This is a genomic window from Cryobacterium sp. PH31-O1, assembly GCF_030063455.1.
Lineage (GTDB): Bacteria > Actinomycetota > Actinomycetes > Actinomycetales > Microbacteriaceae > Cryobacterium.
The window spans coordinates 97017-121122 of the sequence record NZ_JASITB010000003.1; the positions used below are offsets into that span (position 1 = coordinate 97017).

Here is a 24106-nt window from a genome sequence, read left to right on the forward strand (position 1 = left end):
TGAACGCATGGACCTTCTTCGCAACATTCTGCTCATTCTGCACTTCGTCGGCCTCGCCTCGCTGCTCGGCGGCTTTCTCGTGCAGATCAAGCCGATCATTGCCGGCAAGGGAACGATCGTCGCCGCGATGTTCCACGGTGCGCTGACCCAGCTGGTCACCGGACTGCTGCTCGTCGGAATCATCCAGATGGGCTCGCTCGGCCACATCGACAATGCCAAAATCGGCGTCAAGCTGCTCGTACTCATCGTGATCACCGTGCTCGTGATCGTGAATCGCAAGAAGCCGAGCGTGTCGTCACTCGTGCTCTGGGCCATCGGCGCGCTGACCTTCGCGAACATCGTCATCGCGGTGCTCTGGAAGTAACTGGTTTAGCGGGCGATGGTGCCGGCGGTAAGGTATTTTGTGACCTCTACAGGCGGCCACACCTTTATTCGTGCGTAAACGCTGCTGCGGGAAGTCTGATCGACTTGCGGGTTTCGTCGGCGCTCAGCCATCTCACCGGAGCGTTCCACCCTCATGTCAGCAACAACCGCGTCAGTTTCGACGCCGACCACACCTCGTAATCCGAAGAGTCGGGTCATCATGGCGAGCCTCATCGGCACGACCATTGAGTTCTACGACTTTTACGTCTACGCGACCGCCGCGGTACTGGTCTTCCCGCACCTGTTCTTTCCCACCGGCAATGAGACCACGGCGCTGCTCGCCTCCTTCGCCGTCTTCGGTGCCGCCATGGTCGCCCGCCCAATCGGCGCGCTGTTCTTCGGTCATTTCGGTGATCGCAAGGGCCGCAAGGCCACCCTGGTCGGTGCGCTGCTCACGATGGGGATCGCTACCTTCCTGATCGGCCTGCTGCCGACCTACGCCATGATCGGCTGGTGGGCCCCCCTGATGCTCGTCATCCTGCGCCTCACCCAGGGCTTCGCCCTAGGCGGCGAGTGGAGTGGCGCGGCCCTCGTCGCGACAGAGAACGCCCCGGTCGGCAAACGCGCCTGGTACGGCACCTTCCCGCAGGTCGGCGCCCCGCTCGGTTTCATCATCGCTAACGGCCTGTTTCTCGGCCTCGCCCTGGCCCTGCCGTCGACCGACCCGACCCGCCCGTCCGAGGCCTTCCTCGAGTGGGCCTGGCGCATCCCGTTCCTGTTCTCGGCGGTCATGGTGATCATCGGACTGTGGGTGCGTCTGCGCCTGGTCGAGAGCGAGATCTTCACCAAGGTCGTCAAGGCCGACCGGGTCGAGAAGCTGCCGCTCGCTGCGGTGTTCAAATCCAACTGGCGTGAACTCATCCTCGGCACGTTCATCATGCTCGCGACCTACGTGCTGTTCTATCTGATGACCACGTTCACGCTCAGCTACGGTCGCGCCGCGACGGATGCCCCGCTGCCGGGACTCGGCTTCACCTATAACAGCTTCATTCTCATGATGATTGCTGGCGTCGTGTTCTTCGGAGTCTTCACCCTCGCCTCTGGCCCCTGGGCCGACAAGCATGGACGCCGCAAGACACTCATCATCGTGACCCTGTTCATTATCGTGTTCGGCTTTCTCTTCGTGCCGCTGCTGGGTGCCGGCGACCTCAGCGTCATGCTGTTCCTCATCATCGGATTCTCGCTCATGGGAATGACCTTCGGCCCGATGGGAGCGCTGCTTCCCGAGCTGTTCCCAACGAGAGTGCGCTACACCGGCTCCGCGTTCGCCTACAACATGAGCTCGATCCTGGGTGCCGCCGTGGCCCCGTTCATCGCCGTCTGGCTGTGGACGGTCGGCGAAGGCAGCCCGTTCTGGGTCGGTATCTACCTGTCGATCATGGGCGTCATCACCCTGATCGCGCTGGTTCTGAGCCGCGAAACGAAGGACCTCGACCTGCACCGTTAGGTTCTTCCGGTACGGCATCCGCTCCCCTCACGCTGTGGCGTGGGGGGAGCGTTATCAGTTCAGGAAGAGGGCTTTGAGGCGGCGGGTCGTCAGGAACAGGCCTACCACGATCATCACCGCGTAGTAGAGCACATGCCAGAGCAAGCCGAGGTTGATCTGGCCGGTCGTCAGGGCGCGCACCAGCTCGACGCCATGCCAGAGCGGCAGCGTCTGGATCACGTACTGGATGCCCTGCGGGTACACGCTCAGCGGGTAGAACGTGGCCGAGAACAAGAACATCGGCAGCAGCACGAAAGTGATCCAGTCCATCTGCTGGAACGTCTTCATGTAGCTCGTGACCGCCATGCCAACGCTCGCAAAACCGAACGCGATGAGCAGCACCGCGGGCAGGGCGAGCAGCGCCCACCACGACAGGTTCAGCCCGAGCGCCTGCATGACCAGCATGAAGCCGGTCGCGTAGAGCAGCCCGCGGGCCAGGGCCAGCGAGATCTCGCCGAGCGCAACATCGAGCGGTCCGAGCGAGGTCGACAGCATGCCCTCGTACAGCTTGGCGAACTGCATCTTGAAGAACACGTTCCAGGTCGAGTCGTAGATGGCGCCGTTCATCGCGGCGACGGCGAGCAGTGCCGGGGCGATGAACGCCGCGTAGGGCACCTGGGTGCCGTCAGCGGTCTGCACCTGACCGATCAGCGCTCCGAGGCCGAGTCCCATCGACAGCAGATAGAAAATGGGCTCGACGAAGCCACTGAGCACCACGAGCGAGTTGGTGCTGCGGGTGGCCCGCCAGCCGCGCGCCATCACACTGCGCGCGTTGCCCGCGTAGACGCTGCTGAATGGTCGCGGGGGGCGAGCGGATGCCGCGACCGTCGCCGGAGACAGCTGCGGCCCGGTCATTTATTCAGCCGTTCGGCAGTGAGGCGGCGGGCCCAGACCCAGCCGACGGCCAGCAGGGTGGCCAGGTAGAGCACGTGCACCATGCTGAGCCAGATGGGCTCCGGCATGCCGTAGGCGAAGACGCGCGATAGCTCGGTGCCGTGCCAGAGCGGTGATATCCAGCCGATCCACTGCAGGTACGGCGGCAGCACGTCGAGCGGAAAAAACGTGCCGGAGAACAGGGTCATCGGCAAAATCACGAAGCGCTGCACCATGGCCAGCTGCCCGGTGTCGTCTTTGAGCGTGGCCGTGTACGCCATCACGAGCGCCCCGAAGGCCAGACCGGTGAGCAGCGCCACGAGCACGGCGACGAACCCGAGCGGGCCGGGGACAGCTCCAAAGACCAGCATGAAAACGTAAAAGATGACACAGGTGATCAGCATGCGCGCCGCGACCGAGATGACGATGCCGTTGATGATCTGGCCCGGCTGGATCGAACTGGCATTCATGCCGAAGAAGGTCGGGTTCCACTTGAAGCCGAGCATGATTGGGTAGGTGAACTCCTCGGAGGCGACGGCGATCGCGCTGCTGGCGAGCAGCGCCGGAGCGAGAAAAGCGAGGTAGCTCACTCCATTGACAGCGTTGTCGCCGAGATTGCCGTCGACCAGGCTGGCCAGCCCCACCCCCGTCGCATAGAGGTAGACCAGCGGGCTGCCGACCGCCGTGAACAGCACCGTCTGGGCATAGGAACGCATGATCCGAAACCGGTGTTCGGCCACGTACCAGGAGCCGTAGCGGCGGTCGCGCAGCCTGCGCGACCGCCGCAGCGAGCGCATCCGAGCGGATGCTGCCGCTCGCGTCGTCGGAAAGCGCGCTCATTCGATCAGGTTTCGGCCGGTGAGGCGCAGAAACACGTCTTCGAGGCTGGAGCGGCGCACGAGGCTGGTGATCGGGCGGAGGCCGGCCGCGGTCATCCGCTCTAATTCGTTCTCGCCGCTGTCGCTGTAGACCAGGATGCGATCGGGCAGAACGTCGACCCGTTCGCCATAGCCCTCGATGCGGCCGGCGACCTCGGCGTTCTGGGTGGACCCGAAACGCACCTCGAGCACCTCGCGCGAAGAGTAACGGCGAATCAGGTCGGCGGGGGAACCCTCGGCCATGATGCGCCCCTTGTCGACGACGACGAGGCGGTCACAGAGCTGTTCGGCTTCATCCATGTAGTGCGTGGTGAGCAGCAGGGTCGTGCCCTGCTCTTTCAGGCGAAACAGGCGGTCCCAGAGAATGTGGCGTGCCTGCGGGTCGAGCCCGGTGGTCGGTTCGTCGAGCAGCAGGATGCGCGGGTCGTTGATGAGGGCCCTGGCAATGGTGAGGCGACGCTTCATTCCACCGGAGAGGTCGTCGACCTTCGCACCGGCCTTGTCGGCGAGCTGGGCGAACTCCAGCAGCTCGTCGGCCCGGCGAGCCACCCGGGCGCGGGGAAGCCCGAAATAGCGGCCGTAGACCAGCAGGTTCTCCCGCACCTTCAATTCCATGTCGAGGTTGTTCTCCTGCGGCACGACGCCGAGCTGCGAGCGGATCTCGGGACCGTAGGCGTTGGGGTCGAGGCCGAGCACGCTGAGGTCGCCGCTGGTGCGGGTGGAGACCGCGCCGATCATGCGCATCGTCGTGGATTTACCCGCGCCGTTGGGCCCGAGCAGCCCGAAGGACTCTCCCGGCGCCACCTCAAAACTGATGCCGTCGACGGCGACGAAATCTTGGTAGCGCTTGACGAGATTCTGGCTGACAATGACAGGCTCTGGCACAGTTCCCCACTGTAGACCGCACGCCGGACATTGGGGATTGTTCGCAGCGATGGCGGTTAAGATTTACGAGTGACTACCGCTACCCGTGTGCCTGCAACTCCCGCTTCATCCGCTTCCCCGACCGCTGTGAAGCCTCCCCGCGGCCGACGCGGCCGCCCCGCTCCTACCGGGCCTCGCGCGAAATTCAGCCAGCTGCTGCCCTACCTGTTCGAACACAAGAAGGTGCTCAGCGTTGTTATCGTTTTGAGCGTGCTCGGCGCCGCCGCGAGTCTCGCCCAGCCGCTGCTCGTGAGTCAGGTCATCACGATCGTGCAGGCCGATGATCCGCTTGGGTCCCTCGTCGGTGTGCTCATCGCGCTCGTCGTGATCTCGGGGCTGATCAGCGGATACCAGCACTACCTGTTGCAGCGCACCGGCGAGGGCGTCGTGCTCTCGAGCCGCCGCAAACTGGTCGGTCGTCTGCTGCGCCTGCCGATCAGCGAGTTCGACGCGCGCCGCACCGGCGACCTCGTCTCCCGGGTCGGCAGCGACACCACCCTGCTGCGCGCGGTGCTCACCCAGGGTTTGGTCGAAGCGATCGGCGGATCGCTCACCTTCATCGGCGCGCTCGTTGCGATGCTCATCATCGACCCGGTACTGCTCGGCCTCACCGTGCTCGTCATCGCGGTGTCGGTCGTCACCGTCACACTGCTGTCACAGCGCATTCGCACCGCCAGCACCGCCGCGCAGGTGAAGGTCGGCGACCTCGCCGCGAGCGTTGAGCGTGCGATCAGCGCCATTCGCACCGTGCGCGCCTCCAACGCGACCGAACGTGAGGTCGCTGTCATTGAGGAAGACGCACGCGGCGCCTGGCGCATGGGCATCAGAGTCGCCAAAATCAGCGCCCTGGTCGTGCCGATCGCCGGTATCGCCATGCAGGTGTCGTTCCTGGTAGTGCTCGGCGTCGGCGGATTTCGGGTGGCAAGCGACGCGATCACGATCGCCGACCTGGTGGCGTTCATCCTATTCCTGTTCATGATGATCATGCCCCTGGGCCAGTTCTTCGGCGCTATCACCTCGGTCAACTCGGCGCTCGGTGCGCTCGGTCGCATCCAGGAGATCATCGATCTGCCCGCCGAAGACCAATTCGACCGGGAGATAGCGCCGCTCGCCATGACCGTCGGCGCCGCCAACGAGAAGGTGCGCCCGGAGGCCGCCGCAATCAGCTTCGAGAACGTGCACTTCGGCTACGCGGCCGCGCCGGTCGAGGTCGAGGTCGAAGCTGAGGCCGGCAGCGCAGCAGCGGGTGCGAACAGCACGGATCTCGCCAGCAGGGCTGTCGACAGCATCGCCGATTCGCAAGCCCCCACGGCACCGCGCCCGGTTCTCACCGGCGTGTCCTTCAGTGCACCGCGCGGGTTGCGCACGGCGCTCGTCGGGCCGAGCGGTGCCGGCAAGAGCACGATCCTCGCCCTGATCGAACGATTCTATGACGTCACCGATGGCACCGTGCGGCTGGGCGGGCTGGACATCCGCTCGCTGGATCGCACCGCCCTGCGCGCGCAGATCGGCTACGTCGAACAGGATGCCCCGGTGCTCGCCGGATCGTTACGCGACAACCTCACTCTGGCCACTCCCGACGCTACCGACGAGGACTGCATCAAGGTGCTGCACGCCGTCAACCTCGGCGAGGTACTCGACCGAGACCCGGCCGGGCTGGGCGCGGCGGTCGGCGAGTCGGGAGTCAAACTCTCCGGAGGCGAACGTCAGCGCCTCGCGATCGCACGGGCGCTGCTCGCGGCGCCGCCGATTCTGCTGCTCGACGAATCGACGTCGAGCCTCGACGGCAAAAACGAGCAAATGATGCGGGAGGCCATCGACGCCGTCGCGGCCGACCGTACCCTCATCGTGATCGCGCACCGCCTATCGACCGTGGTCGACAGCGACCAGATCGTGGTGCTCGATCACGGGCAGGTCGTCGGCGTGGGTACGCACTCCGAGCTCGTGGTCTCCACCCCGCTGTATCGCGACCTGGCCAAGCACCAGCTGCTGGTCTAGCCCGCCAAGCTGGTGCACTGTGCGCGGTCTAGGTGATGAGCTGTTCATAACTGCGGTGAAATCGAGCCATCTGCACCTCCGCACGCTGTAGTGACCCAGTTGGAGCACGATCTCCGCAGTTATGAACGGCCACCTTATTACATCCGTCTATTTCGGGTCAGTCGACCGCGTGAAGCGCAGCGTCAACAGCTGGAATGGGCGCAATTCCACCGTCACGGCGGCGCCATCCGGCGCAATCAAGGCGGCCGGGGCAACGCGGCGTTCGAGCAGGTCGGTCTCATAGACCTCTACGGCGTCGAATGAGCGAATGATCCGCGCCCGCGCCCGGGTTCCGTGCGCCTCATAAACCCTCACAATCACGTCTCCGCTGTCGTCTCCGCTGAGTTTGACCGCCTCGACCACGACCGCCGGATTGTCGACCGTGAAGAGCGCCTCGACCGGCCGGGCGCCCACGCCGGTCACCGTGCGAAGCGGCAAATTCAGCCGATAGCCCTCATATACCGCGTCTCGAATACTTGCTCCGGTGCGCAAGGCCACGCGCAGGCAGTGGCGACCCTGGTCGGCGGACGGGTCGGGATAGCGCGGCGCGCGCAGCAGGGACAGCGCCACCGTGGTGCCGATGGCTGCGGCGGCATCCTCTTCGACAGCCGAGAATGCGGTGCGGCAAATCGCGTGGCCGTAGGTCGAATCGTTGGCGACCGCCACGCCGAAGCCTGGCTCACCGACGTGGACCCAGCGATGCGCGACGGTTTCGAAACGGGCGGCATCCCACGAGGTGTTCGCATGCGTCGGGCGGAATATATGCCCGAATTGAATCTCGGAGGCAGCCCGATCGGCTCGGACATCGAGCGCGAAGTTCAGCCGCAGCAGCTTCTCCCGCTCGTGCCAGTCGATGTCGAACGCGAGGTCAATGACGCTCGACTCGCCGGTCAGCGTGACGTCTTCGATCACGGATGATGCGCCAAACCGACGGATGATGCGCACACCCACCCGACCCGGCGGGAGCTCATCGAGTTGCTCGACCGACTCGGCGTGGGTGAGCTCCTCAAACAGGCGCGCGTGCGGGGTGTCGATGTCCCAGGCATCCCACTGGGTGGGAGTATCCCGGTGCAGGGTGAGCAGATTGGCCCGTGCGCCGGGCGGCACGACCTCTCGTTCGGCGTTACGGTCGTAGACAGAGCTGAACAAACCCTCTGGGTCGATCGCCACCTTCACATGCCGATTCGTCAGCACCCAGCCGTCGGGGGTGCGGGCGATCGTCGCCCCGGCCAGCGAATCCGCTCGGGGCGCCAGACCGCCAAGTGCGGGTACGCCGGCCTGAGCATACGGCCCCGCGTTCAGCACGACAGCGTTGTCACCCGTGCCGCACAGTGCCCGAACGGATGCCTCGATCACCCCCTCCAGCACCCCAGCGACCCGCACATACTCGCGCTCGGCCTGCTGGTGCACCCAGGCGATCGACGACCCCGGAAGAATGTCATGAAACTGGTGCAGCAACACCGTCTGCCACGCGTTCTCGAGGGCCGCGCGTGGATACTGCCCTTTCGATCGCGATGCCCCCACCCGGATCGATGCCGTGGTGGCCCATAATTCCGCCTCCCGCAATAGGTGTTCGCTGCGCCGGTTGCCCTGCTTGGTGCGGGCCTGCGAGGTGAGCGTGCCGCGGTGGAACTCGAGGTACAACTCGCCCGACCACACCGGCGGCGCCGCATACTCGGCCTCCGCCGCCTCGAAGAACCGCCGCGGGCTCGACAGTTTTACCGTGGGTGAGCCTTCGAGTGACGCGGCGCGGTGGGCGGCAGCGATCATCTCCTCGGTCGGCCCGCCGCCCCCGTCACCCCAGCCGAACGGCACCAGCGAAGTGTTCGAGAAGCCCTTCTCCGCGAAGAGTCGCTCGGCCCTGGCCAGTTCAAGCCCGGAGAGTTGCGCGTTGTAATCGGCGACCGGCGGAAAATGCGTGAAGATGCGGCTGCCGTCGATGCCCTCCCAGAGAAAGCTGTGGTGCGGAAAAACGTTGGTGTCATTCCAGGACAGTTTCTGGGTGAGAAACCACCGACTGCCGGCCGCCCGCACGATCTGCGGCAGCGCTGCCGAATAGCCGAACGAATCGGGCAGCCAGACCTCGAGCGGTTCCACCCCGAACTGCTCCATGAAAAACCTCTTGCCGGCCACGAACTGCCGGGCCAGCGCCTCGCCGCCGGGCATGTTCGTGTCGGATTCGACCCACATTCCGCCGACCGGCACGAAGGTGCCGGCCGCGACGGCCAGTCGCACCCGCTCAAACAGCTCCGGATAGAACTGCGCCAGCCAGGCGTACTGCTGAGCCGACGAGGCCGCGAACACGAAATCCGGGTGCCGGTCGATCAAATCGAGCACGTTTGAGAAGGTGCGTGCGACCTTGCGCACGGTCTCCCGCACCGGCCAGAGCCAGGCGCTGTCGATGTGCGCGTGGCCGACCGCGTACACCCGATGGGCGCTCGCGTTGGCCGGACTCGCGAGCACGGCGGCGAGGGCGGCTCGACCCGCCCGTGCCGTGCCGCCCAGGTCGTCGGGGTCGAGCAGGTCGAGGCAACGTTCCAGGGCCCGGAGAATGTTAGCCCGCCGGGGCGACGCCGCCGGCAGCTCGCGGCGCAAACCGTCGAGCGTGAACACGTCTTGCGCGAGGTGCCAGACCTGCATGTCGCGCGCGGCGACATCCGCCTGTCGCAGCCGGTAGAGCGGTGTGCTGCCAGCGGTCGCGAGGTCGCCGAGCGCGGTGGGGGTGAAGCTGAAGTCGGCGGCGATATTGGGATTGGCGGCGGCCTCAATGTAGAGGTCGACAGCCTCGCCGGTGATTCTGACGGTGCGGTTGAGCGATTCGATGCCCTTGATAAGCCGTCCATCCGCGCTGTAGGCGGTCCCCTCGGCCTGGAACCCCGGGACCGCCGTCGTGAACCCGAGGTCGATGACGACCTCGATACGGCTGTCAGCCGTGCTGGCCCACTCGGCCGGCACGGTTCCCGTCAGGTGGAACCACACGGTGCCCCAGGGTCGGCCCCACGCCTCGCCCACGCTGAACGGCACAAACGGATGCGAGACTGCCTCGGCGAACAAGACCGGCTCCCCCGGTGCCACCCAGGCCGTGACCGTCAGCGTCGTGGTCGCCCGGTAAATCGCCGGCTGCAGGCGTTCGCGAACGAATCGGTTCAGTCGAGCCTCGACGAGTGCGCTGTCGTCATGCATGCTCGCATCTTATGGCGGTGGCTGTCGTCGAGCGAGGCGGCGTGCCGACGAACACCCCTGTGGCTGGGCCCACCTTACGACCGTGGGCCCAGTTTATAGACTGGGCCCAGGGACGGGGCCCGGGCCCCGACCGTGGTGGGGAACACGAACGGCCCCGTCACCTGCGTGACGGGGCCGTTCGTGCTGCAGAAGCTAGTCCTTGAGGTGGTAACGCACGCTCGCGAGCTCAGCGCGCAGTGCCGGCGGCACCTTGTCGCCGAACTTGTCGAAGTATTCCTCGGTGAGGTCGCACTCGGCAAGCCAGCTGGTCTGGTCGATCGCGAACAGCTGGTTCACGGCCTCCTTCGACAGGTCGAGACCGTCGAGGTTCAGGCCGTCTTCGGCCGGGAGCAGTCCGATCGGGGTGTCGACGGCGTCGGCTGTTCCCTCGATACGACGGATCATCCACTCGAGAACCCGCGAGTTCTCGCCGAATCCGGGCCAGATGAAACCGCCGTCGGGGCCCTTGCGGAACCAGTTCACCTGGAAGATGGCCGGAGCGTTGGTGCCGAGCTCCTTGCCGACCTTGAGCCAGTGACCCCAGTAGTCGGCCATGTTGTAGCCACAGAAGGGGAGCATCGCGAACGGGTCGCGGCGCAGCTCGCCGACGATTCCGTCGGCGGCCGCGGTCTTTTCGGACGAGATGGTGGCGCCCATGAACACGCCGTGCTTCCAGCTGCGCGCCTGCGCCACCAGCGGAACGTTGGTGGCACGACGGCCGCCGAACACGATGGCGTCGATCGGCACACCGCCGGCTGCTTCCCAGTCGTCAGCGATCGACGGGCACTGGGCGGCCGCAACGGTGAAGCGGGAGTTCGGGTGCGCTGCAGTACGGCCGGAATCGGGAGTCCAGTCCTTGCCCTGCCAGTCGATCAGGTGCTCGGGAGCCTTGTCGGTCAGGCCTTCCCACCAGACATCTCCGTCGTCGCGCAGGGCGACGTTGGTGAAGATGGTGTTGCCCCACATGGTCGAGACGGCGGTCGGGTTGGTGGTTTCACCGGTTCCAGGGGCGACTCCGAAGAAGCCGGCCTCGGGGTTGATCGCCCAGAGACGGCCGTCCTCGCCCTGGCGCAGCCAGGCGATGTCGTCGCCGATGGTCTCGACCTTCCAGCCGGGGACGGTCGGGCGCAGCATCGACAGGTTCGTCTTGCCACAGGCCGATGGGAACGCGGCGGCAACGTGGAACACGCCGCCTTCCGGTGAAATCAGTTTAATGAGCAGCATGTGCTCGGCGAGCCAGCCCTCGTCACGGCCCATTACCGACGCGATGCGCAGTGCGAAAGACTTTTTGGAGAGCAGGGCGTTTCCGCCGTAGCCGGAACCGTAGGACCAGACCTCGCGGGTGTCGGGGAACTGCACGATGTACTTGTCGTCGTTGCAGGGCCATTCGACGTCGGGACGGGTGATGCCGGACGCGTCGACGAGCGGGTAACCAACGCTGTGCACGGTGTGCACCCACTGGTCGCCGGCTTCGATCATGGTCAGCACGGTCTCACCCATCCGCGTCATGATGCCCATGTTGAGCACGACGTAGGGGGAATCGGTGATCTCGACGCCGAGCTGCGAGATGGGGCCGCCGAGCGGGCCCATCGAGAACGGCACGATGTACATGGTGCGTCCGCGCATGCTGCCGGCGAAGACGCCGCGCAGTTCGGCCCGCATGGCGGACGGTTCGGCCCAGTTGTTGGTGGGGCCGGCATCCGCTTCATCGGTGGAGCAGATGAACGTGCGGCCCTCGACGCGGGCGACGTCTTTCGGGTCGGTGCGGGCGAGGAAGCTGTTGGGGCGCCATTCCGGGTTGAGACGGATCAGCTGGCCGGAAGCGACGAGCAATTTGGAAAGTTCGTTGGCCTCGCGCTTCGAGCCGTCGCACCAGACGATGGCGTCGGGCTCGGTCAGGCGGGCAATCTCATCGACCCACGCCTGCAGATTGGGGTCCGTGCTGCCCGTACGCGTCGGGAACGCGTCCCCGTTGGTCTGGAGGGAAGAGTTGGTGAGGGTCATATTCTGGCCTTTCCGTATTGCTCGGGTAGGTACAAAGTTATGGAACGTCGGGCTGCGTTGCTTTTTTGACGTTGCGTACGGCCATAATTTTGGCCACAAACCAAGGATGGCCCCACCTGAGCCCTAGAACCGACGAAATTGCTAGTTAAGAACCAGCGTTTTTTAGATATTGTTAAGGAATGTCGCCTCAAGCTTCCGATCTGATCACTCTCGGCCACCGCATCCGTCATTTTCGAAGCGAGCGGGGCCTCACTCTCGACCAACTCGGTGAGCGTGTCAGCCTGGCGGGCAGCCAGCTGTCACTCATCGAGAACGGTCGACGCGAGCCGAAACTCTCGACCCTGCAAGACCTGGCGACCGCCCTGTCGGTGGATCTGACCGAGCTGCTGCGCCGCGAAGCCCCAAACAATCGGGCGGCGCTCGAGATCGAACTGGACCGGGCTCAAAAGAATCCGCTCTACGGAGCGCTCGGCCTGCCCGTTGTGAAGGTGACCAAGGGGATGCCGCTGCCCGCGATTGAATCGCTGCTCGGCTTGCATCGGGAGCTGTCTCGCCGGGCCAGCGAGGCCATCGCTACCCCGGAGGAGGCCCGTCGGGCCAATACCGAATTGCGAGAGCGGATGCGCGAGCAGGGCAACTATATTCCCGAGATCGAGGAGCTCGTCGAGGAACGGGTACGGGCGAGTGGGCACCTCTCGGGCGCCCTCACCCACCGAGAAGTGAGTGTTATGGCTGATCAGCTCGGTTTCAGTCTGATCTACGTGAACGATCTGCCGAACTCCACCCGGTCGGTCACCGACCTCGCCAATGGACGCATCTATCTGCCACCGGCCTCGATTCCCGGCGGGCACGGCCTGCGGTCGATGGCTTTGCAGGCGATGGGCCACCGCCTACTCGGGCACGAACGACCGGGCAGCTACGCCGAATTTCTGTGGCAGCGGCTTGAGATCAACTATTTTGCAGCGGCGTGTCTGATGCCGCGCGAGGCATCCGTCGCCTTTCTGTCCAACGCCAAGCAGGAACGCGAGCTCTCGGTCGAAGATTTTCGGGATACCTTCGGTGTGACGCACGAGGCGGCCGCGCTGCGGCTGACCAACCTCGCCACCTCTCACCTCGACATGACGTTGCATTTTCTGCGGGTCAACGGCGACGGCGCCCTGCAGAAGGGGTACGAGAACGACGACCTGCCGTTTCCGGTAGACGTCACCGGCTCGATCGAGGGCCAGTATGTCTGCAAACAGTGGAGCGCACGCAGCGCCTTCACCCACACCAACCGCACCACCGAGTTCTACCAGTACACCGACACCCCGGCCGGTACCTACTGGTCGGCCACGCAGACCGGTTCAACGGATGCCGGTGAGTTCTCGATCAGCGTCGGCGTTCCCTTTGCGCAGGCGAAGTGGTTTCGCGGGCGGGAGACGACCCAGCGTACGGTGTCGCGTTGCCCAGACGAATCGTGCTGCCGCCGTCCCGATGCCGATGCCGCCGCGCGCTGGGCGGGCCGAGCCTGGCCGAGCGCAAGGCTGCACGCGCACGTGCTGTCGCCGCTGCCGTCGGGAACGTTCCCGGGCGTGGACGATTCCGAGGTGTACGCGTTTTTGGAGGCGCACGCGGCCGAGTGAGGTTTAGCGGGCGTCGAGGGCTCCGGCCGCGAGGCCGAGTTCGTGCTCGGCGATGGTGCGCACCAGGCCGCGCTGCGTGCGGGCGTCACCGTAGCGCACGGTGGCGTGCGAGTTGAGCCCGTCAATGATGCCGAGCAGTTGCCAGGCCACCGTAGCCACGTCGGCGACGCGAAATTCGCCGCGCGCGCATCCGTCGTTGATGAGGCCGACCAGAAACGCCTGCCAGGCGTCCATCTGACGGCCAACCTCGGCGGCGAGCGCCTTGTTGCGGCGGCCGAGGCTCCATGCGTCGAGCCAGACCACGGTAACGTTGCTGCGCTTGGGGCCGAGCAGGGTGTCGATGAGGGCCTGCATGGCGCCTGTCGCTGAGTCGGCCGCGTCGATCTCGGCCGCGACTTCGCCGATTTCGGTCGCCACGATCTCGCCGAACGTCTCGGAGACGAGGAGGTCCATGTTCGGCTGGTAATGGCTGACCAGGCTGCCGGTCACCCCGATGCGCGCGGCCACCGCACGGAGCGTGATGCCATACAGGCCGTCGCTGAGGGCGATCTCGCGCGCCGCCTGACCGATCTCAGCGGCCCGGTCGGTGGGGCTCTTGCGCCTGATTCGGCTCGGAACAGTTGACATGGCACCCCAGTGTATATATCTTTGCTCAGAGGTTATTGATCGCATGATCAATAAGATCCGTTCCAAGCGCATCTTCGGTGCCGGCCTCACGCTTCGTGCGCGCCATGGCGCGCTTCCCATCACCACCCCTATTCTGGAGCCCTCATGCGCCTGATCATCAGCCCCAACATTCCCCCTGCCTTGACCAGAACGGATGCGCCCACCCGCCTCCCCCTGCGCGTCGGACTCGTGCAACACCGCTGGCAAGAAGACGCCGCTGCGCTGCGGGGTGAGCTGGCCGACGGCATCCGCCTGGCTGCCGAGGCCGGAGCTCGCGTCGTGTTTTTGCCCGAGCTGACCCTGAGCAAGTACCCCGGCAACGTGCGCGCCCAGGGTGTGCCCAAAGATGCCGCCGAAGATTTGCTGACCGGCCCCACGTTCACCTTCGCAGCCGAGCAGGCACGACTGCACGGCGTCGTCGTGCACGCCTCGCTGTTCGAGCGGCCTGCCGACGATGATGAGCCAGGCGATCCGCGCGGCTACAACACGGCAATCATGGTGTCGGCGGGCGGCGAGCTGATCGGGCGCACCCGCAAGATGCACATTCCCATCAGCGCCGGCTACTACGAAGACACCTACTTTCGGCCGGGACCGGCCGAGGACGCCTACCCGGTGTACGAGCCCTCCGCACTCGACGGAGCTCGGATCGGCTTGCCGACCTGCTGGGACGAGTGGTTCCCCGAAGTCTCTCGCCTGTATGGACTTGCTGGTGCCGATATTCTGGCCTACCCGACCGCAATCGGCTCTGAGCCGAGCTTTCCCGACTTCGACACCCAGCCGATCTGGCAGCACGTCATCGTCGGCAACGGCATTACGAGCGGACTGTTCATGGTCGTGCCCAACCGGTACGGCGACGAGGGCGACATCACGTTCTACGGCTCCTCGTTCATCTCTGACCCGTACGGGCGCGTGCTCGTGCAGGCACCACGGGACGAGGCCGCGGTACTCGTCGCCGACCTGGATCTGGCGCAGCGGGCCGAGTGGCTGGCCTTGTTCCCGTTCTTTCTGACCAGGCGACCAGAGAGCTACGCGCGGCTGAGCCGGGCGGTCGATGCGGAGCATCCGTTCGGCGCCGGCGAAATGGCGAGCGTATGAGCTGGCGGATGCCGGCCGAGACCGCCGCGCAGTATTGCGTCTGGATGGCGTTTCCCGTATCGGGATACACGCTCGGCGATGACACCGCGTCAGCGGATGAAGCCCGCCGCACCTGGGCGGCCGTCGCCAACGCGATTGCCGAGTTCGAACCGGTGCGCATGGTCGTCGACCCGCAGGAACGCGTTGTTGCAGCCCGCTACCTCTCGGCCGAGATCGAAGTGCTCGAGGCGCCGCTTGACGATTCGTGGATGCGCGACATCGGTCCGTCCTTCGTTCAGGGAGACGACGGGCAGCTCGGCGCGGTCGACTGGATATTCAACGGTTGGGGCGCCCAGTCCTGGGCGACCTGGGGCAAGGACGCCCAGATCGGCCGGTTCGTGGCAGCAGCATCCGGAGCCGACGAGATCTCCTCAATGCTGGTGCAGGAGGGCGGCGGATTTCACGTCGACGGTGAGGGAACGGCTCTCGTGACGCAGACCGTGCAGCTCGATCCTGGCCGCAACCCCTACGCCGACCGTGCCCGGGTGGAGGCCGAACTGGCCCGCACGATCGGCGTGACGCATACGATTTGGCTGCCACGCGGGCTCACCCGCGACCAGCAGCGCTACGGCACGCGCGGCCACATCGACATGGTCGCAACGTTTGCGGAGCCCGGGGTCGTGCTGTTACACGTGCAAAACAACCCCGCGCACCCGGACTATGCGATCACCCGCGAGGTGCGCGGCGTGCTCGAGGTGGCGCGCGATGCGGCCGGCCGAACCCTGCGAATCATCGAGCTACCGGCCCCGGCGACCCTGACCGATGAGGAAGGATTCGTCGACTACAACTATGTCAACCACCTCGTCGTCAACGGCGGTGTGGTGGCGTGCAGCTTCGGTGAGGTGGATGCTGACCGTGCCGCAGAAGATATTCTCGCGGCGGCATACCCCGGCCGACGGGTGGTCGCTGTTGACGCGCGGCCGCTGTTTGCGCGCGGCGGCGGCATCCACTGCATCACTCAGCAGCAGCCGTCAATGTCGGTCTGACGGTGCGTTTACTGCGGCCACTCGATGATTGTGCCAGGCGCGGATCAGAAAAAACGGCACCAACACGGCTGCGATGAGGAGCACGAAGGCCCCGGCGCCGATGTCCGGCGTCATGATGTTCGCGCCCCAGATCACCAGCGTGACGGCTCCAACGTTTAGCAGAACGGATGCCCGCGGTCGGCTCGGCGGGCTGGTGAACATGGGAAGTGGAACGGCAGGATTTGCCCAGACGAGGTGAAGAACACCGAAGATGCCGCAGGCGAACCCGGCCAGAACGAGAATCATGCCGAAGATAACTGCCATGCGGTGGTGCTCCCTGGTGAGTCGGTACCTCGACCCTACAGTCCTACTTCGGCTGCATTCGAATCGCACCGTCGAGACGGATAGTTTCTCCGTTGAGCATGGCATTTTCGATAATATGCCGAACCAGGAATGCGAACTCTTCCGGGTCGCCCAGGCGGGACGGATGCGGCACCTGCGCGCCCAAGGAATCCCGCACCGGCTGCGGCAGCCCTTGCAGCATGGGGGTGTCGAAGATGCCCGGCGCAATCGACATGACCCGAATCAGGCTCTGCGCGAATTCACGGGCCAGCGGCAGTGTCATCGCGGCGACACCGCCCTTGGACGCGGCGTAGGCGGCCTGCCCGATCTGCCCGTCGAACGCAGCCACCGACGCGGTATTCACGATGACGCCGCGTTCGGCGCCGCCCTGGCGGGCCGGGTCGCCCACAGGTTCGGTGCGTTGCATGGCCGCGGCGGCCAGCCGCACGACGTTGAAGGTACCCACGAGGTTGATTCGAATCGCTCGCTCGAAGTCTTCCAGCGGCAGCGGCCCGTCGCGGCCGACCGTGCGGGCGCCGGGGGCAATGCCGGCGCAGTTGACCACAATGCGCAGTGGCGCCAGCGCCACGGCGGCGTCGACGGCGGTCTGCACGTCGCCGGCGCTGGTCACGTCGCCGGCCACGAATCGGGCCCGGTCACCGAGTCCGGCCGCAATCTCCTCGCCGGGAGCGCCCGGCAGGTCGAGTAGGACGACCGACGCCCCGGCTTCGTGTAGCGCGCGAACGCAGGAGCGGCCGAGGCCGGAGGCGCCTCCGGTAATGAGGGCGGAGCATCCGGGAATCTGCATCAGAGCCTCTCGATCAGCGTGGCGTTGGCCATGCCGCCGCCCTCGCACATGGCCTGCAGGCCCCAGCGTCCGCCGGTCATTTCGAGGTGGTTGAGCAGGGTGCCCAGCAGACGGGTGCCGGAGGAACCGAGCGCGTGGCCGAGGGCGATGGCACCACCGCGCGGGTTGAGACAATCGGGGTCCGCCTGAATCTCCCGCAGCCAGGCCAGTGGCACGCTGGCGAACGCTTCGTTGATCTCGTAGGCGTCGATGTCATCGATGCCGAGGCCGGCCCGCGAGAGGATGCGCTGGGTCGCCGGAATGACTCCGGTCAGCATCAGCAGCGGGTCGCTTCCCACCACGGTGAAGCTGTGAAAGCGGGCGCGAGGGTTGAGGCCAAGCTGCGCGGCCCGCTTGGCGCTCATGATCAGGGTTGCCGAGGCTCCGTCGGTCAGCGGCGATGAGTTGCCGGCGGTGACGTGCCAGCTGAGTTTCGGAAACCGGGCGGCGAGGGCATCGGTGCGAAAGGCGGGGCGCAGGCCAGCGAGCGAGGCGTGCGAGGTGTCGGCGCGAATGGTTTCGTCCTCGCTCACGACCCTGCCGTCCGGTCGGGTGACGGCCACGATCTCTCCACCGAAGTCGCCCCGTTCGGCCGCCGCCGCGGCGAGCCGGTGCGAGCGGGCCGCATAGTTGTCGAGGGCGTCGCGACCGAGGTTCCATTTCTGGTTGATCAGCTCGGCCGAGACACCCTGGTTGACGAGGCCGTCGGGGTAGCGTTCGTGCATGAGGGTGCCGAAGGGGTCCTGGGAGCCGACCGATGACCCGAGCGGAACCCGGCTCATCGACTCGACACCGCAGGCGATGACCACGTCTGCGTTGCCGCTCATCACGGCCTGGGCGGCGAAGGCGGCCGCCTGCTGGCTGGACCCGCACTGGCGGTCGATCGTGGTGCCGGGAACGGTGTGCGGAAAGCCGGCGCTGAGCAGGGCGGTGCGCGTCAGGTTGTTGCTCTGCTCGCCGACCTGGCTGACGCAGCCGCCGATCACGTCGTCGACGAGCGCCGGGTCGAGGTTGTTGCGGCTGACCAGTTCACGCAGCACGGTCGCGAGCAGATCGGCCGGATGAATGCCGTCGAGGGCTCCCCCGGGCTTGCCGCGGCCCGACGGGGTGCGCAGAACGTCGATGATGACAGCTTCATTGCTCATGACCCCAGCCTAGGCCCGCGGGCAGGCGCGCTCCCAGCGCTGCAAAGCGGATGCCCGCGAGTTACCCGGACAGCGCCCACATCGCGACGGCACTGGCCGCTGCGACGTTGAGCGAATCGATGCCGTGCTTCATCGGAATCTGCACGACGCTGTCGCTGGCGGCGAGCGCCTCGGGCGTGAGCCCGTCGCCCTCCGCGCCGAGCAGCAAAGCGAGTCGCTCGTGCCTGGCGCCGTCGAAATCGCGCAGGCTGACCGCATCCGCCGTCAAAGCGAGGGCGGCGACGTGAAAGCCGTGTCTGGTGAGCAGGGAGCGCGTGTCAGTCCAATCACCGACCCGGGTCCACGGCACCTGAAGCACGGTGCCCATCGAGACGCGAATGGCACGGCGGTAGAACGGGTCGGAGCAGCGCGGCGTGACCAAAATCGCATCCGCTCCGATGGCGCCGGCTGAGCGAAAGATGGCACCGACGTTGGTGGGGTCCGACACGTTTTCGAGAATGACGATGCGACGCGCACCAGCCAACAGGGTGTCGGCATCCTCTAGTTCTGGCCGGTTCATCGCGGCGATCAGGCCACGGTGCAGAATATAACCGGTGAGTTCGGCGAGCATTTCTCCGGGGCCTACGAACACCGGCACCGTGGCGGCGTAATCGCCGAGCACCGCGAGCGCCTCGTCGGCCGTGTTGCCAAGAGCGAGCACCGACCGCGGAACATGCCCGGCGCGCAGTGCCCGCTCAAGCACGAGGGCCGATTCGGCGATGTACAGCCCGTGTTCGGTTCCGCGGGCCTTCTTGAGCGCCACGTCGGTGAGGTGGGCGTAGTCGACCAGTCGCGGATCGCTCAGGTCGTCGATCGCGATCAGGGGCATCCGCAAAGTCTAGCCAGCGGCCAGGCGCCCCCGGCTCAAGCGGCATAACTCCTGCAATTTCTCGGACCCGGCCACGCGGGCCCCGGAATTCCGGGGACCGCGCCGGCCCGACGCTCAGATTGCAGGAGTTATGCCGGACGGAGCTACTTCGTGGGCACGGTCTGCACGGCCAGGGCGAGGGTTCCGTCGGCGAGGCTGCCCCAGGCGTACACGATGGTGTTCGTATTCGCGGCAACGTCCACGTCGGCCGGACCGATGAGCGCGGCCGTGGTACCGGTGGCTGCTACCGCGGCCGAGATGGTGCCAACGGGCAGCACCAGCACGGACTCGTTCGGGTTGGTCAGACCGGTGATGGCTGGGGCGCCATTGGCGAGGATGTCAACGGCCGGGGCGGCAGCCACGTGACGCACGGTCAGTCGTCCTTGTCCGTCGCCGGGTGCGGAGGTGTCGTTGGTGAACAGGGCCGCGGTCGGAGCTCCGGCCTCGCTGAGGTGGGCCACCGCGGTGTAATTCAGGCCGGACGCGACCGTGAGCGCGACTGGGCCGATTACCGGGGCACTCGCGTCGAGCGCATCCGCTGCGGTGATAGCCAGGGAGTAGCTTCCGGCCGGAATGCGGAACGTCTTCGTGAGGGTGCCGGGCTCGAAGTCGTCGATGACCTTCGTGTCGTCTACGTACACGTCAACCACGACGCCCGGAATGGCGTGCAACACCGAAACGGATGCCGGCGCAGCGGCCCGCGTGCGCACCGTCTGCACAAAGAGGGCGAGGTTGCCGTCGGCAAGAGAACCCCAAGCGTAGACGACGGTGTTGGTGCGCGGGGCGATCGTGACATCGGCCGGGCCGAGCAGCGGAGCAGTGGTTCCGGCGGCGGCAACGACGGCGCTGATCGTGCCGACCGGCAGGTCGAGCACGGCCTGCGACGGGTTGGTCAGGCCGGCGACGGCGACGGCACCGTTCGCGAGAACGTCAACGGCGGGCGCGGCGGCGACGTGGCGCACCGTGAGGCGGCCCTGCCCAGCAGCCAGCGGAGTGGTGTCATCGTTGAACAGGGTGGCGGTGGGAACACCGGCATCCGTGAGGTGGGCAACGGCCGTGAAGCTGCGGCCGGCCGCAACCGTCACCGTGGTCGAACCGCTCAGGGCGATGCCCACCATCGGCGAGCCGTTGGCGCTGCCGCCGAGCTCGATGGGGTTCGATGCGGAGATATCGACCGTGTGCGTTCCGGCTGAAATTGAGAGCGGGCCGAGCAGTGTTCCCGGCTCGAAATCATCGATGACGACGCGGCCGTCTACGGAGATGTCGAGGGTCAGTCCGGGAATGGCGTGCAGCACCGACACCGAGGCGGTGCCGGATGCTGCGGGAACGGCCGCCTGCGCCGGCGCGAGCCCGGCGAGGGCGACGAGAAGGCCGGCGGAAATTCCGACGGCGAAGGACTTGCGCATTGCTACCTCCAGGTTGGTCGTGGCGGGAGGCGGCATTGCCTCCCCGGTAACACCTTCCCCGGCCTGGCAGGTTTCGGATGCACCGCTCCAACTTTTCTAGCGAATCAGGTTAGAGCCCGCGCAACGCGCCGCGCACGATCGAGTCCCCGGAATGCGCGGGGTTGCCGTCAGACGGCTCTGCCGACACGTCAACGAGCGGATACTGGGCGAGGTCGACACTCGCCGGAATGACGAAGCGGCCCGTGGACCCGTCGAGGAATCCGACGCTGACCAGGCCGGAGGCATCCGCTTTCAGGAGCCACACTTCGCGCAGGCTCGTGCTGGGCACGGCAGTAGCATCGAGGTCAACGACGACCGTGCGACGTCCTTCGGCGGATTGCTCGACCCTGGCCGAGCCACTCGCCGACCAGCCGGGCAGGGCGTCGAGGGCAGCCTGGGCCACGACGCGCTCGAGAGGCGAGTCTGCGGTCGTGCTCGCGATGCCGATGGCGATGCCGCCGACCAGTCCGACCAGTCCGACCACGCCGGCGGCCGCCGCGAACGGCACCCAGCGGCGACGGGAGGGCAACGGAAGCGGTGCGGGGGCAGACAACAGCAGTGGCACGGGGGACGGCGGTGCAGACAGCTGCGCTGGTGTGCGCACGGCCTCGCTCAGCCCGAGTTCCGCGTGAATGCCCGCCCAGACTGTTGCGGGTGGCGCGAGCAAACGATCGGAAGCGGCCGCGCGCCCGAGTTGCACCACCTGGTGCAGAGCGAGGTATTCGCTCGCGCACTCGGCACAAGTGGCGAGGTGGGCGCGTTGCCCGGCACTCGCGCCCAGTTCGGCCAGGGCAAACAGGTGCAGGTCGTCGGCGCCAATGTGAACACGTTCGGAGCGCGGGAGATCAGTAGGTATCATCGGACACCTCCAGCCGGGTGCGTAGTCTCCTCAGACTGCGCCGCATGTGACTCTTGACGGTGCCAAGCGGTAAGCCGAGGCAATCGGCAATCTGCACCTGGGTTAAGTCGTCGAAAAAGGCCAGGCGCATGACCTGTCGAGGCACAGGCTCGAGCTGATCGATCTCGTCGCCGACCAGCACCCGATTGACCACGCTGGCGCTGTCATCGGAATGCTGTGGCGGGATGATTGAGGCGAGTGACTCTTCAAGTCGCCGCTGCCTGCTGCGCGCCTCATGGGTGTCCGCGACCAGGTGTCGGGTGATGCCGATGAGCCAGGCCGGCAGCCGGGAGCGGGTCGGATCGAATCCGGCCCGACCCCGCCAGGCCGCGATGAACACCTTCTGGGTGACGTCTTCGGCGTCGGCCGTGTTGGCGAGCGATCGCACGGCGATTGTGAAGATCAGCGGCGACCAGCGTGTGTAGGCCGCAGCCATGGCGCGCTCATCACCGTCTTGAAAGGCGCGGGCTAGGGCCGCGTCATCGTCGGTGAATGCGCTCACGTGGAGGAGGGTCCTTTGGGCCGAGATACGAACCGGGCACGGTCGCGGCGACCACACCTGTCGGGTGTCGACCTCCGCGCGCACCAGCATAGTGAGTTTCCTTCGACTCGGTGGCGGATTCCCACCGGCGAGAAGGGCCACAGCAGCAAACCCGACGTCGTCTGCTGTGGCCCTTCCGAGCGAAAACCACCTATCTGTTATTTCTCCCGTCGAAGGCGAAACGGATGCACCCCGGCTCAATTCACCGCAAGGTCCCGGAACTATTTTCTACGACGTGCCGGCTAGGACACTGGCGTGAGCGTGTACTTCGTCGAGAGGTACTCCTGAATGCCCTCAAGCCCGCCCTCGCGCCCCAGGCCGGACTGCTTGACGCCGCCGAACGGCGCGGCCGCGTTGGAGACGACGCCGGTGTTCAGACCCATCATGCCGGTCTGCAGTTTGTCGATCATGCGCTGGCCGCGCGCGAGGTCGGTCGTGAAGACGTAGCTGATCAGGCCGAACTCGGTGTCGTTGGCGAGGCGCACGGCATCCGCTTCGTCGGTGAAGGTGCTGATGGCGAGCACCGGGCCGAAGATTTCGTCGCGCAGAATGTCGCTGCCCGGCTTGACATCGGTGAGTACGGTGGGCGCGTAGAAGGTGCCCTCGCGCTCGATCGCGGTGCCACCGGTGAGCAGTGTCGCGCCGCGGGTTACCGCGTCTTGTACGAGGGTGTCGGCCTTGGCGACGGCCTTCTCATCGATCAGCGGGCCGATGGTAATGCCGGCCTCTGTGCCCCGCCCGATCTGGAACGCTTGCACTCGTTCGGTGATGCGGCGGGCGAATTCTACGGCGACGGACTCGTGCACGATGAAGCGGTTGGCCGCGGTGCAGGCTTGGCCGATGTTTCGGAATTTGGCGATAAGGGCACCCTCTACGGCCTTGTCGAGGTCGGCGTCGGCGAAAACGAGGAACGGGGCGTTGCCGCCGAGTTCCATCGACGTACGCAGCACGTTCTCGGCGGAGAGCTTGATGAGCGACTTGCCGACCGCGGTCGACCCGGTGAAGCTGAGCTTGCGGAGGCGCGGGTCGGCGATGATCGGCTCGGAGACCGCGCCGGACTGCGACGTCGTGATGACGTTGACCACGCCGGCCGGCAGGCCGGCCTCTTCGAGCAGGGCCACGAAGTGCAGGGTGGTCAGCGGGGTGAGCGCGGCCGGTTTGACGACAACGGTGCAGCCGGCGGCGAGCGCCGGGGCGATCTTGCGGGTCGCCATGGCCAGCGGAAAGTTCCACGGGGTGATGAGAAAACAGGGACCAACCGGGTGCTGGGTAACAATCATGCGACCGGTGCCCTCAGGGTTCACGCCGTAACGGCCGCTGATGCGCACGGCTTCTTCACTGAACCAGCGCAGGAATTCGCCACCATAGGCGACCTCACCGAGCGCCTCGGGTAGCGGTTTGCCCATTTCAATGGTCATGAGCAGCGCGAATTCCTGCTTGCGTTCCTGCAGCAGGTCGAAGGCGCGGCGTAGGATTTCGCCCCGCACACGGGCGGGGGTCGCAGCCCAGTCGGCTTGCGCTGCGTCGGCGGCGTCGAGGGCTGCGGCCCCATCGGCCACGCTCGCATCGGCGATGGTCTTGATGACCCGTCCGGTGGCCGGATCGGTGACATCGAGGGTGCGGCCGCCGGTTGCGGCGACCCACTGGCCGTTGATGTAAAGCTGGCCCGGCACTCGAGCGAGCAACTCGGATTCGTGCGTGCGCGCGTCGGTAACAACTGTCATTGCATCTCCCATGCTTGTGTCTG

Annotated in this window: 20 protein-coding genes and 1 pseudogene; 6 read left to right on the forward strand and 15 right to left on the reverse strand. The window is 66.2% G+C overall.

All coding sequences use genetic code 11. The features are described 5' to 3' along the window. The first annotated feature begins 7 nt into the window (after positions 1 to 7). The gene (locus tag QMK31_RS07700; RefSeq protein WP_283500367.1) at positions 8 to 364 is read left to right on the forward strand and encodes a hypothetical protein; all 357 of its coding nucleotides are present in this window, start codon (positions 8 to 10) and stop codon (positions 362 to 364) included. 153 nt (positions 365 to 517) lie between these two features. Next, positions 518 to 1870 (forward strand): MFS transporter, encoded by a 1353-nt coding sequence (locus QMK31_RS07705; protein ID WP_283500368.1) that lies wholly within the window; start codon positions 518 to 520, stop codon positions 1868 to 1870. 54 nt (positions 1871 to 1924) lie between these two features. Here QMK31_RS07705 and QMK31_RS07710 read toward each other — a convergent pair whose 3' ends face one another. Genes QMK31_RS07710 through QMK31_RS07720 form a run of 3 tightly spaced genes read right to left on the reverse strand, consistent with a single transcriptional unit; the run spans position 1925 to position 4545 of the window. Beyond that, entirely contained in the window at positions 1925 to 2764 is an 840-nt protein-coding gene (locus tag QMK31_RS07710) for an ABC transporter permease (RefSeq protein ID WP_283500369.1), read from the reverse strand. Next, positions 2761 to 3579: an ABC transporter permease gene (locus tag QMK31_RS07715; RefSeq protein ID WP_283500370.1), complete on the reverse strand. Its 819-nt coding sequence runs from the start codon at positions 3577 to 3579 to the stop codon at positions 2761 to 2763. The genes QMK31_RS07710 and QMK31_RS07715 overlap by 4 nt, the downstream gene beginning before the upstream one ends. Before the next feature lie 39 nt (positions 3580 to 3618). Then, entirely contained in the window at positions 3619 to 4545 is a 927-nt protein-coding gene (locus tag QMK31_RS07720) for an ABC transporter ATP-binding protein (protein WP_283500371.1), read from the reverse strand. A gap of 87 nt (positions 4546 to 4632) precedes the next feature. Between QMK31_RS07720 and QMK31_RS07725 the strand changes: the two genes are divergently transcribed. After that, positions 4633 to 6582 carry an ABC transporter ATP-binding protein gene (locus tag QMK31_RS07725; protein WP_502852836.1) on the forward strand — a complete coding sequence of 650 codons (1950 nt, stop codon included), beginning with the start codon at positions 4633 to 4635 and terminating at the stop codon, positions 6580 to 6582. Between the two features lie 147 nt (positions 6583 to 6729). Here QMK31_RS07725 and QMK31_RS07730 read toward each other — a convergent pair whose 3' ends face one another. Both QMK31_RS07730 and QMK31_RS07735 read right to left on the reverse strand, forming a co-directional pair. Then, positions 6730 to 9804 carry an alpha-mannosidase gene (locus QMK31_RS07730; protein ID WP_283500372.1) on the reverse strand — a complete coding sequence of 1025 codons (3075 nt, stop codon included), beginning with the start codon at positions 9802 to 9804 and terminating at the stop codon, positions 6730 to 6732. A gap of 192 nt (positions 9805 to 9996) precedes the next feature. Next, positions 9997 to 11847, reverse strand: a complete 1851-nt coding sequence (locus tag QMK31_RS07735; RefSeq protein ID WP_283500373.1) for a phosphoenolpyruvate carboxykinase (GTP) — start codon at positions 11845 to 11847, stop codon at positions 9997 to 9999. A gap of 179 nt (positions 11848 to 12026) precedes the next feature. Between QMK31_RS07735 and QMK31_RS07740 the strand changes: the two genes are divergently transcribed. Further along, a complete protein-coding gene (locus QMK31_RS07740; protein WP_283500374.1) occupies positions 12027 to 13469 on the forward strand; it encodes a helix-turn-helix domain-containing protein in 1443 nt (480 codons plus the stop codon). Between the two features lie 3 nt (positions 13470 to 13472). Here the strand turns inward: QMK31_RS07740 and QMK31_RS07745 are convergent, their stop codons facing one another. Further along, the gene (locus tag QMK31_RS07745) at positions 13473 to 14096 is read right to left on the reverse strand and encodes a TetR/AcrR family transcriptional regulator (protein ID WP_283500375.1); all 624 of its coding nucleotides are present in this window, start codon (positions 14094 to 14096) and stop codon (positions 13473 to 13475) included. A 144-nt stretch (positions 14097 to 14240) separates the two neighbouring features. Between QMK31_RS07745 and QMK31_RS07750 the strand changes: the two genes are divergently transcribed. Continuing rightward, positions 14241 to 15230 (forward strand): nitrilase-related carbon-nitrogen hydrolase, encoded by a 990-nt coding sequence (locus QMK31_RS07750; protein WP_283500376.1) that lies wholly within the window; start codon positions 14241 to 14243, stop codon positions 15228 to 15230. After that, a complete protein-coding gene (locus QMK31_RS07755) occupies positions 15227 to 16255 on the forward strand; it encodes an agmatine deiminase family protein (RefSeq protein WP_283500377.1) in 1029 nt (342 codons plus the stop codon). The genes QMK31_RS07750 and QMK31_RS07755 overlap by 4 nt, the downstream gene beginning before the upstream one ends. Here the strand turns inward: QMK31_RS07755 and QMK31_RS07760 are convergent. The 9 genes and pseudogenes from QMK31_RS07760 to QMK31_RS07795 all read right to left on the reverse strand — a co-directional run bounded on the left by QMK31_RS07760 (position 16241) and on the right by QMK31_RS07795 (position 24083). Further along, complete coding sequence (locus tag QMK31_RS07760) at positions 16241 to 16558, reverse strand: hypothetical protein (protein ID WP_283500378.1); 318 nt, start codon at positions 16556 to 16558, stop codon at positions 16241 to 16243. The two genes, QMK31_RS07755 and QMK31_RS07760, sit on opposite strands and share 15 nt — an antisense overlap. A gap of 43 nt (positions 16559 to 16601) precedes the next feature. Further along, a complete protein-coding gene (locus tag QMK31_RS07765; protein ID WP_283500379.1) occupies positions 16602 to 17384 on the reverse strand; it encodes a 3-hydroxyacyl-CoA dehydrogenase in 783 nt (260 codons plus the stop codon). Further along, complete coding sequence (locus QMK31_RS07770; RefSeq protein WP_283500380.1) at positions 17384 to 18568, reverse strand: thiolase family protein; 1185 nt, start codon at positions 18566 to 18568, stop codon at positions 17384 to 17386. The genes QMK31_RS07765 and QMK31_RS07770 overlap by 1 nt, the downstream gene beginning before the upstream one ends. A gap of 61 nt (positions 18569 to 18629) precedes the next feature. Beyond that, a complete protein-coding gene (locus QMK31_RS07775) occupies positions 18630 to 19436 on the reverse strand; it encodes a TrmH family RNA methyltransferase (RefSeq protein ID WP_283500381.1) in 807 nt (268 codons plus the stop codon). A 143-nt stretch (positions 19437 to 19579) separates the two neighbouring features. Further along, positions 19580 to 20194, reverse strand: a complete 615-nt coding sequence (locus QMK31_RS17335; RefSeq protein ID WP_502852838.1) for a DUF4397 domain-containing protein — start codon at positions 20192 to 20194, stop codon at positions 19580 to 19582. 219 nt (positions 20195 to 20413) lie between these two features. Continuing rightward, positions 20414 to 20917: pseudogene (locus QMK31_RS17340) on the reverse strand (DUF4397 domain-containing protein); the annotation flags it as partial. Between the two features lie 73 nt (positions 20918 to 20990). Next, positions 20991 to 21779, reverse strand: a complete 789-nt coding sequence (locus tag QMK31_RS07785; RefSeq protein ID WP_283500383.1) for an anti-sigma factor — start codon at positions 21777 to 21779, stop codon at positions 20991 to 20993. Further along, positions 21766 to 22320: an RNA polymerase sigma factor gene (locus QMK31_RS07790; protein WP_283500384.1), complete on the reverse strand. Its 555-nt coding sequence runs from the start codon at positions 22318 to 22320 to the stop codon at positions 21766 to 21768. The genes QMK31_RS07785 and QMK31_RS07790 overlap by 14 nt, the downstream gene beginning before the upstream one ends. 281 nt (positions 22321 to 22601) lie before the next feature. Continuing rightward, positions 22602 to 24083: an NAD-dependent succinate-semialdehyde dehydrogenase gene (locus QMK31_RS07795; RefSeq protein ID WP_283500385.1), complete on the reverse strand. Its 1482-nt coding sequence runs from the start codon at positions 24081 to 24083 to the stop codon at positions 22602 to 22604. Positions 24084 to 24106: the final 23 nt, after the last annotated feature.

What these genes read in the sequence shown, in the direction of transcription:
- QMK31_RS07735 (WP_283500373.1), bottom strand. Translation starts at nt 11,847, where the DNA reads ATGACCCTCACCAACTCTTCCCTCCAGACCAACGGGGACGCGTTCCCG.
- QMK31_RS07750 (WP_283500376.1), top strand. Translation starts at nt 14,241, where the DNA reads ATGCGCCTGATCATCAGCCCCAACATTCCCCCTGCCTTGACCAGAACG.
- QMK31_RS07755 (WP_283500377.1), top strand. Translation starts at nt 15,227, where the DNA reads ATGAGCTGGCGGATGCCGGCCGAGACCGCCGCGCAGTATTGCGTCTGG.
- QMK31_RS07700 (WP_283500367.1), top strand. Translation starts at nt 8, where the DNA reads ATGGACCTTCTTCGCAACATTCTGCTCATTCTGCACTTCGTCGGCCTC.
- QMK31_RS07795 (WP_283500385.1), bottom strand. Translation starts at nt 24,083, where the DNA reads ATGACAGTTGTTACCGACGCGCGCACGCACGAATCCGAGTTGCTCGCT.
- QMK31_RS07785 (WP_283500383.1), bottom strand. Translation starts at nt 21,779, where the DNA reads ATGATACCTACTGATCTCCCGCGCTCCGAACGTGTTCACATTGGCGCC.
- QMK31_RS07745 (WP_283500375.1), bottom strand. Translation starts at nt 14,096, where the DNA reads ATGTCAACTGTTCCGAGCCGAATCAGGCGCAAGAGCCCCACCGACCGG.
- QMK31_RS07775 (WP_283500381.1), bottom strand. Translation starts at nt 19,436, where the DNA reads ATGCCCCTGATCGCGATCGACGACCTGAGCGATCCGCGACTGGTCGAC.
- QMK31_RS07740 (WP_283500374.1), top strand. Translation starts at nt 12,027, where the DNA reads ATGTCGCCTCAAGCTTCCGATCTGATCACTCTCGGCCACCGCATCCGT.
- QMK31_RS07760 (WP_283500378.1), bottom strand. Translation starts at nt 16,558, where the DNA reads ATGGCAGTTATCTTCGGCATGATTCTCGTTCTGGCCGGGTTCGCCTGC.
- QMK31_RS07705 (WP_283500368.1), top strand. Translation starts at nt 518, where the DNA reads ATGTCAGCAACAACCGCGTCAGTTTCGACGCCGACCACACCTCGTAAT.
- QMK31_RS07710 (WP_283500369.1), bottom strand. Translation starts at nt 2,764, where the DNA reads ATGACCGGGCCGCAGCTGTCTCCGGCGACGGTCGCGGCATCCGCTCGC.
- QMK31_RS07730 (WP_283500372.1), bottom strand. Translation starts at nt 9,804, where the DNA reads ATGCATGACGACAGCGCACTCGTCGAGGCTCGACTGAACCGATTCGTT.
- QMK31_RS07770 (WP_283500380.1), bottom strand. Translation starts at nt 18,568, where the DNA reads ATGAGCAATGAAGCTGTCATCATCGACGTTCTGCGCACCCCGTCGGGC.
- QMK31_RS07715 (WP_283500370.1), bottom strand. Translation starts at nt 3,579, where the DNA reads ATGCGCTCGCTGCGGCGGTCGCGCAGGCTGCGCGACCGCCGCTACGGC.
- QMK31_RS07765 (WP_283500379.1), bottom strand. Translation starts at nt 17,384, where the DNA reads ATGCAGATTCCCGGATGCTCCGCCCTCATTACCGGAGGCGCCTCCGGC.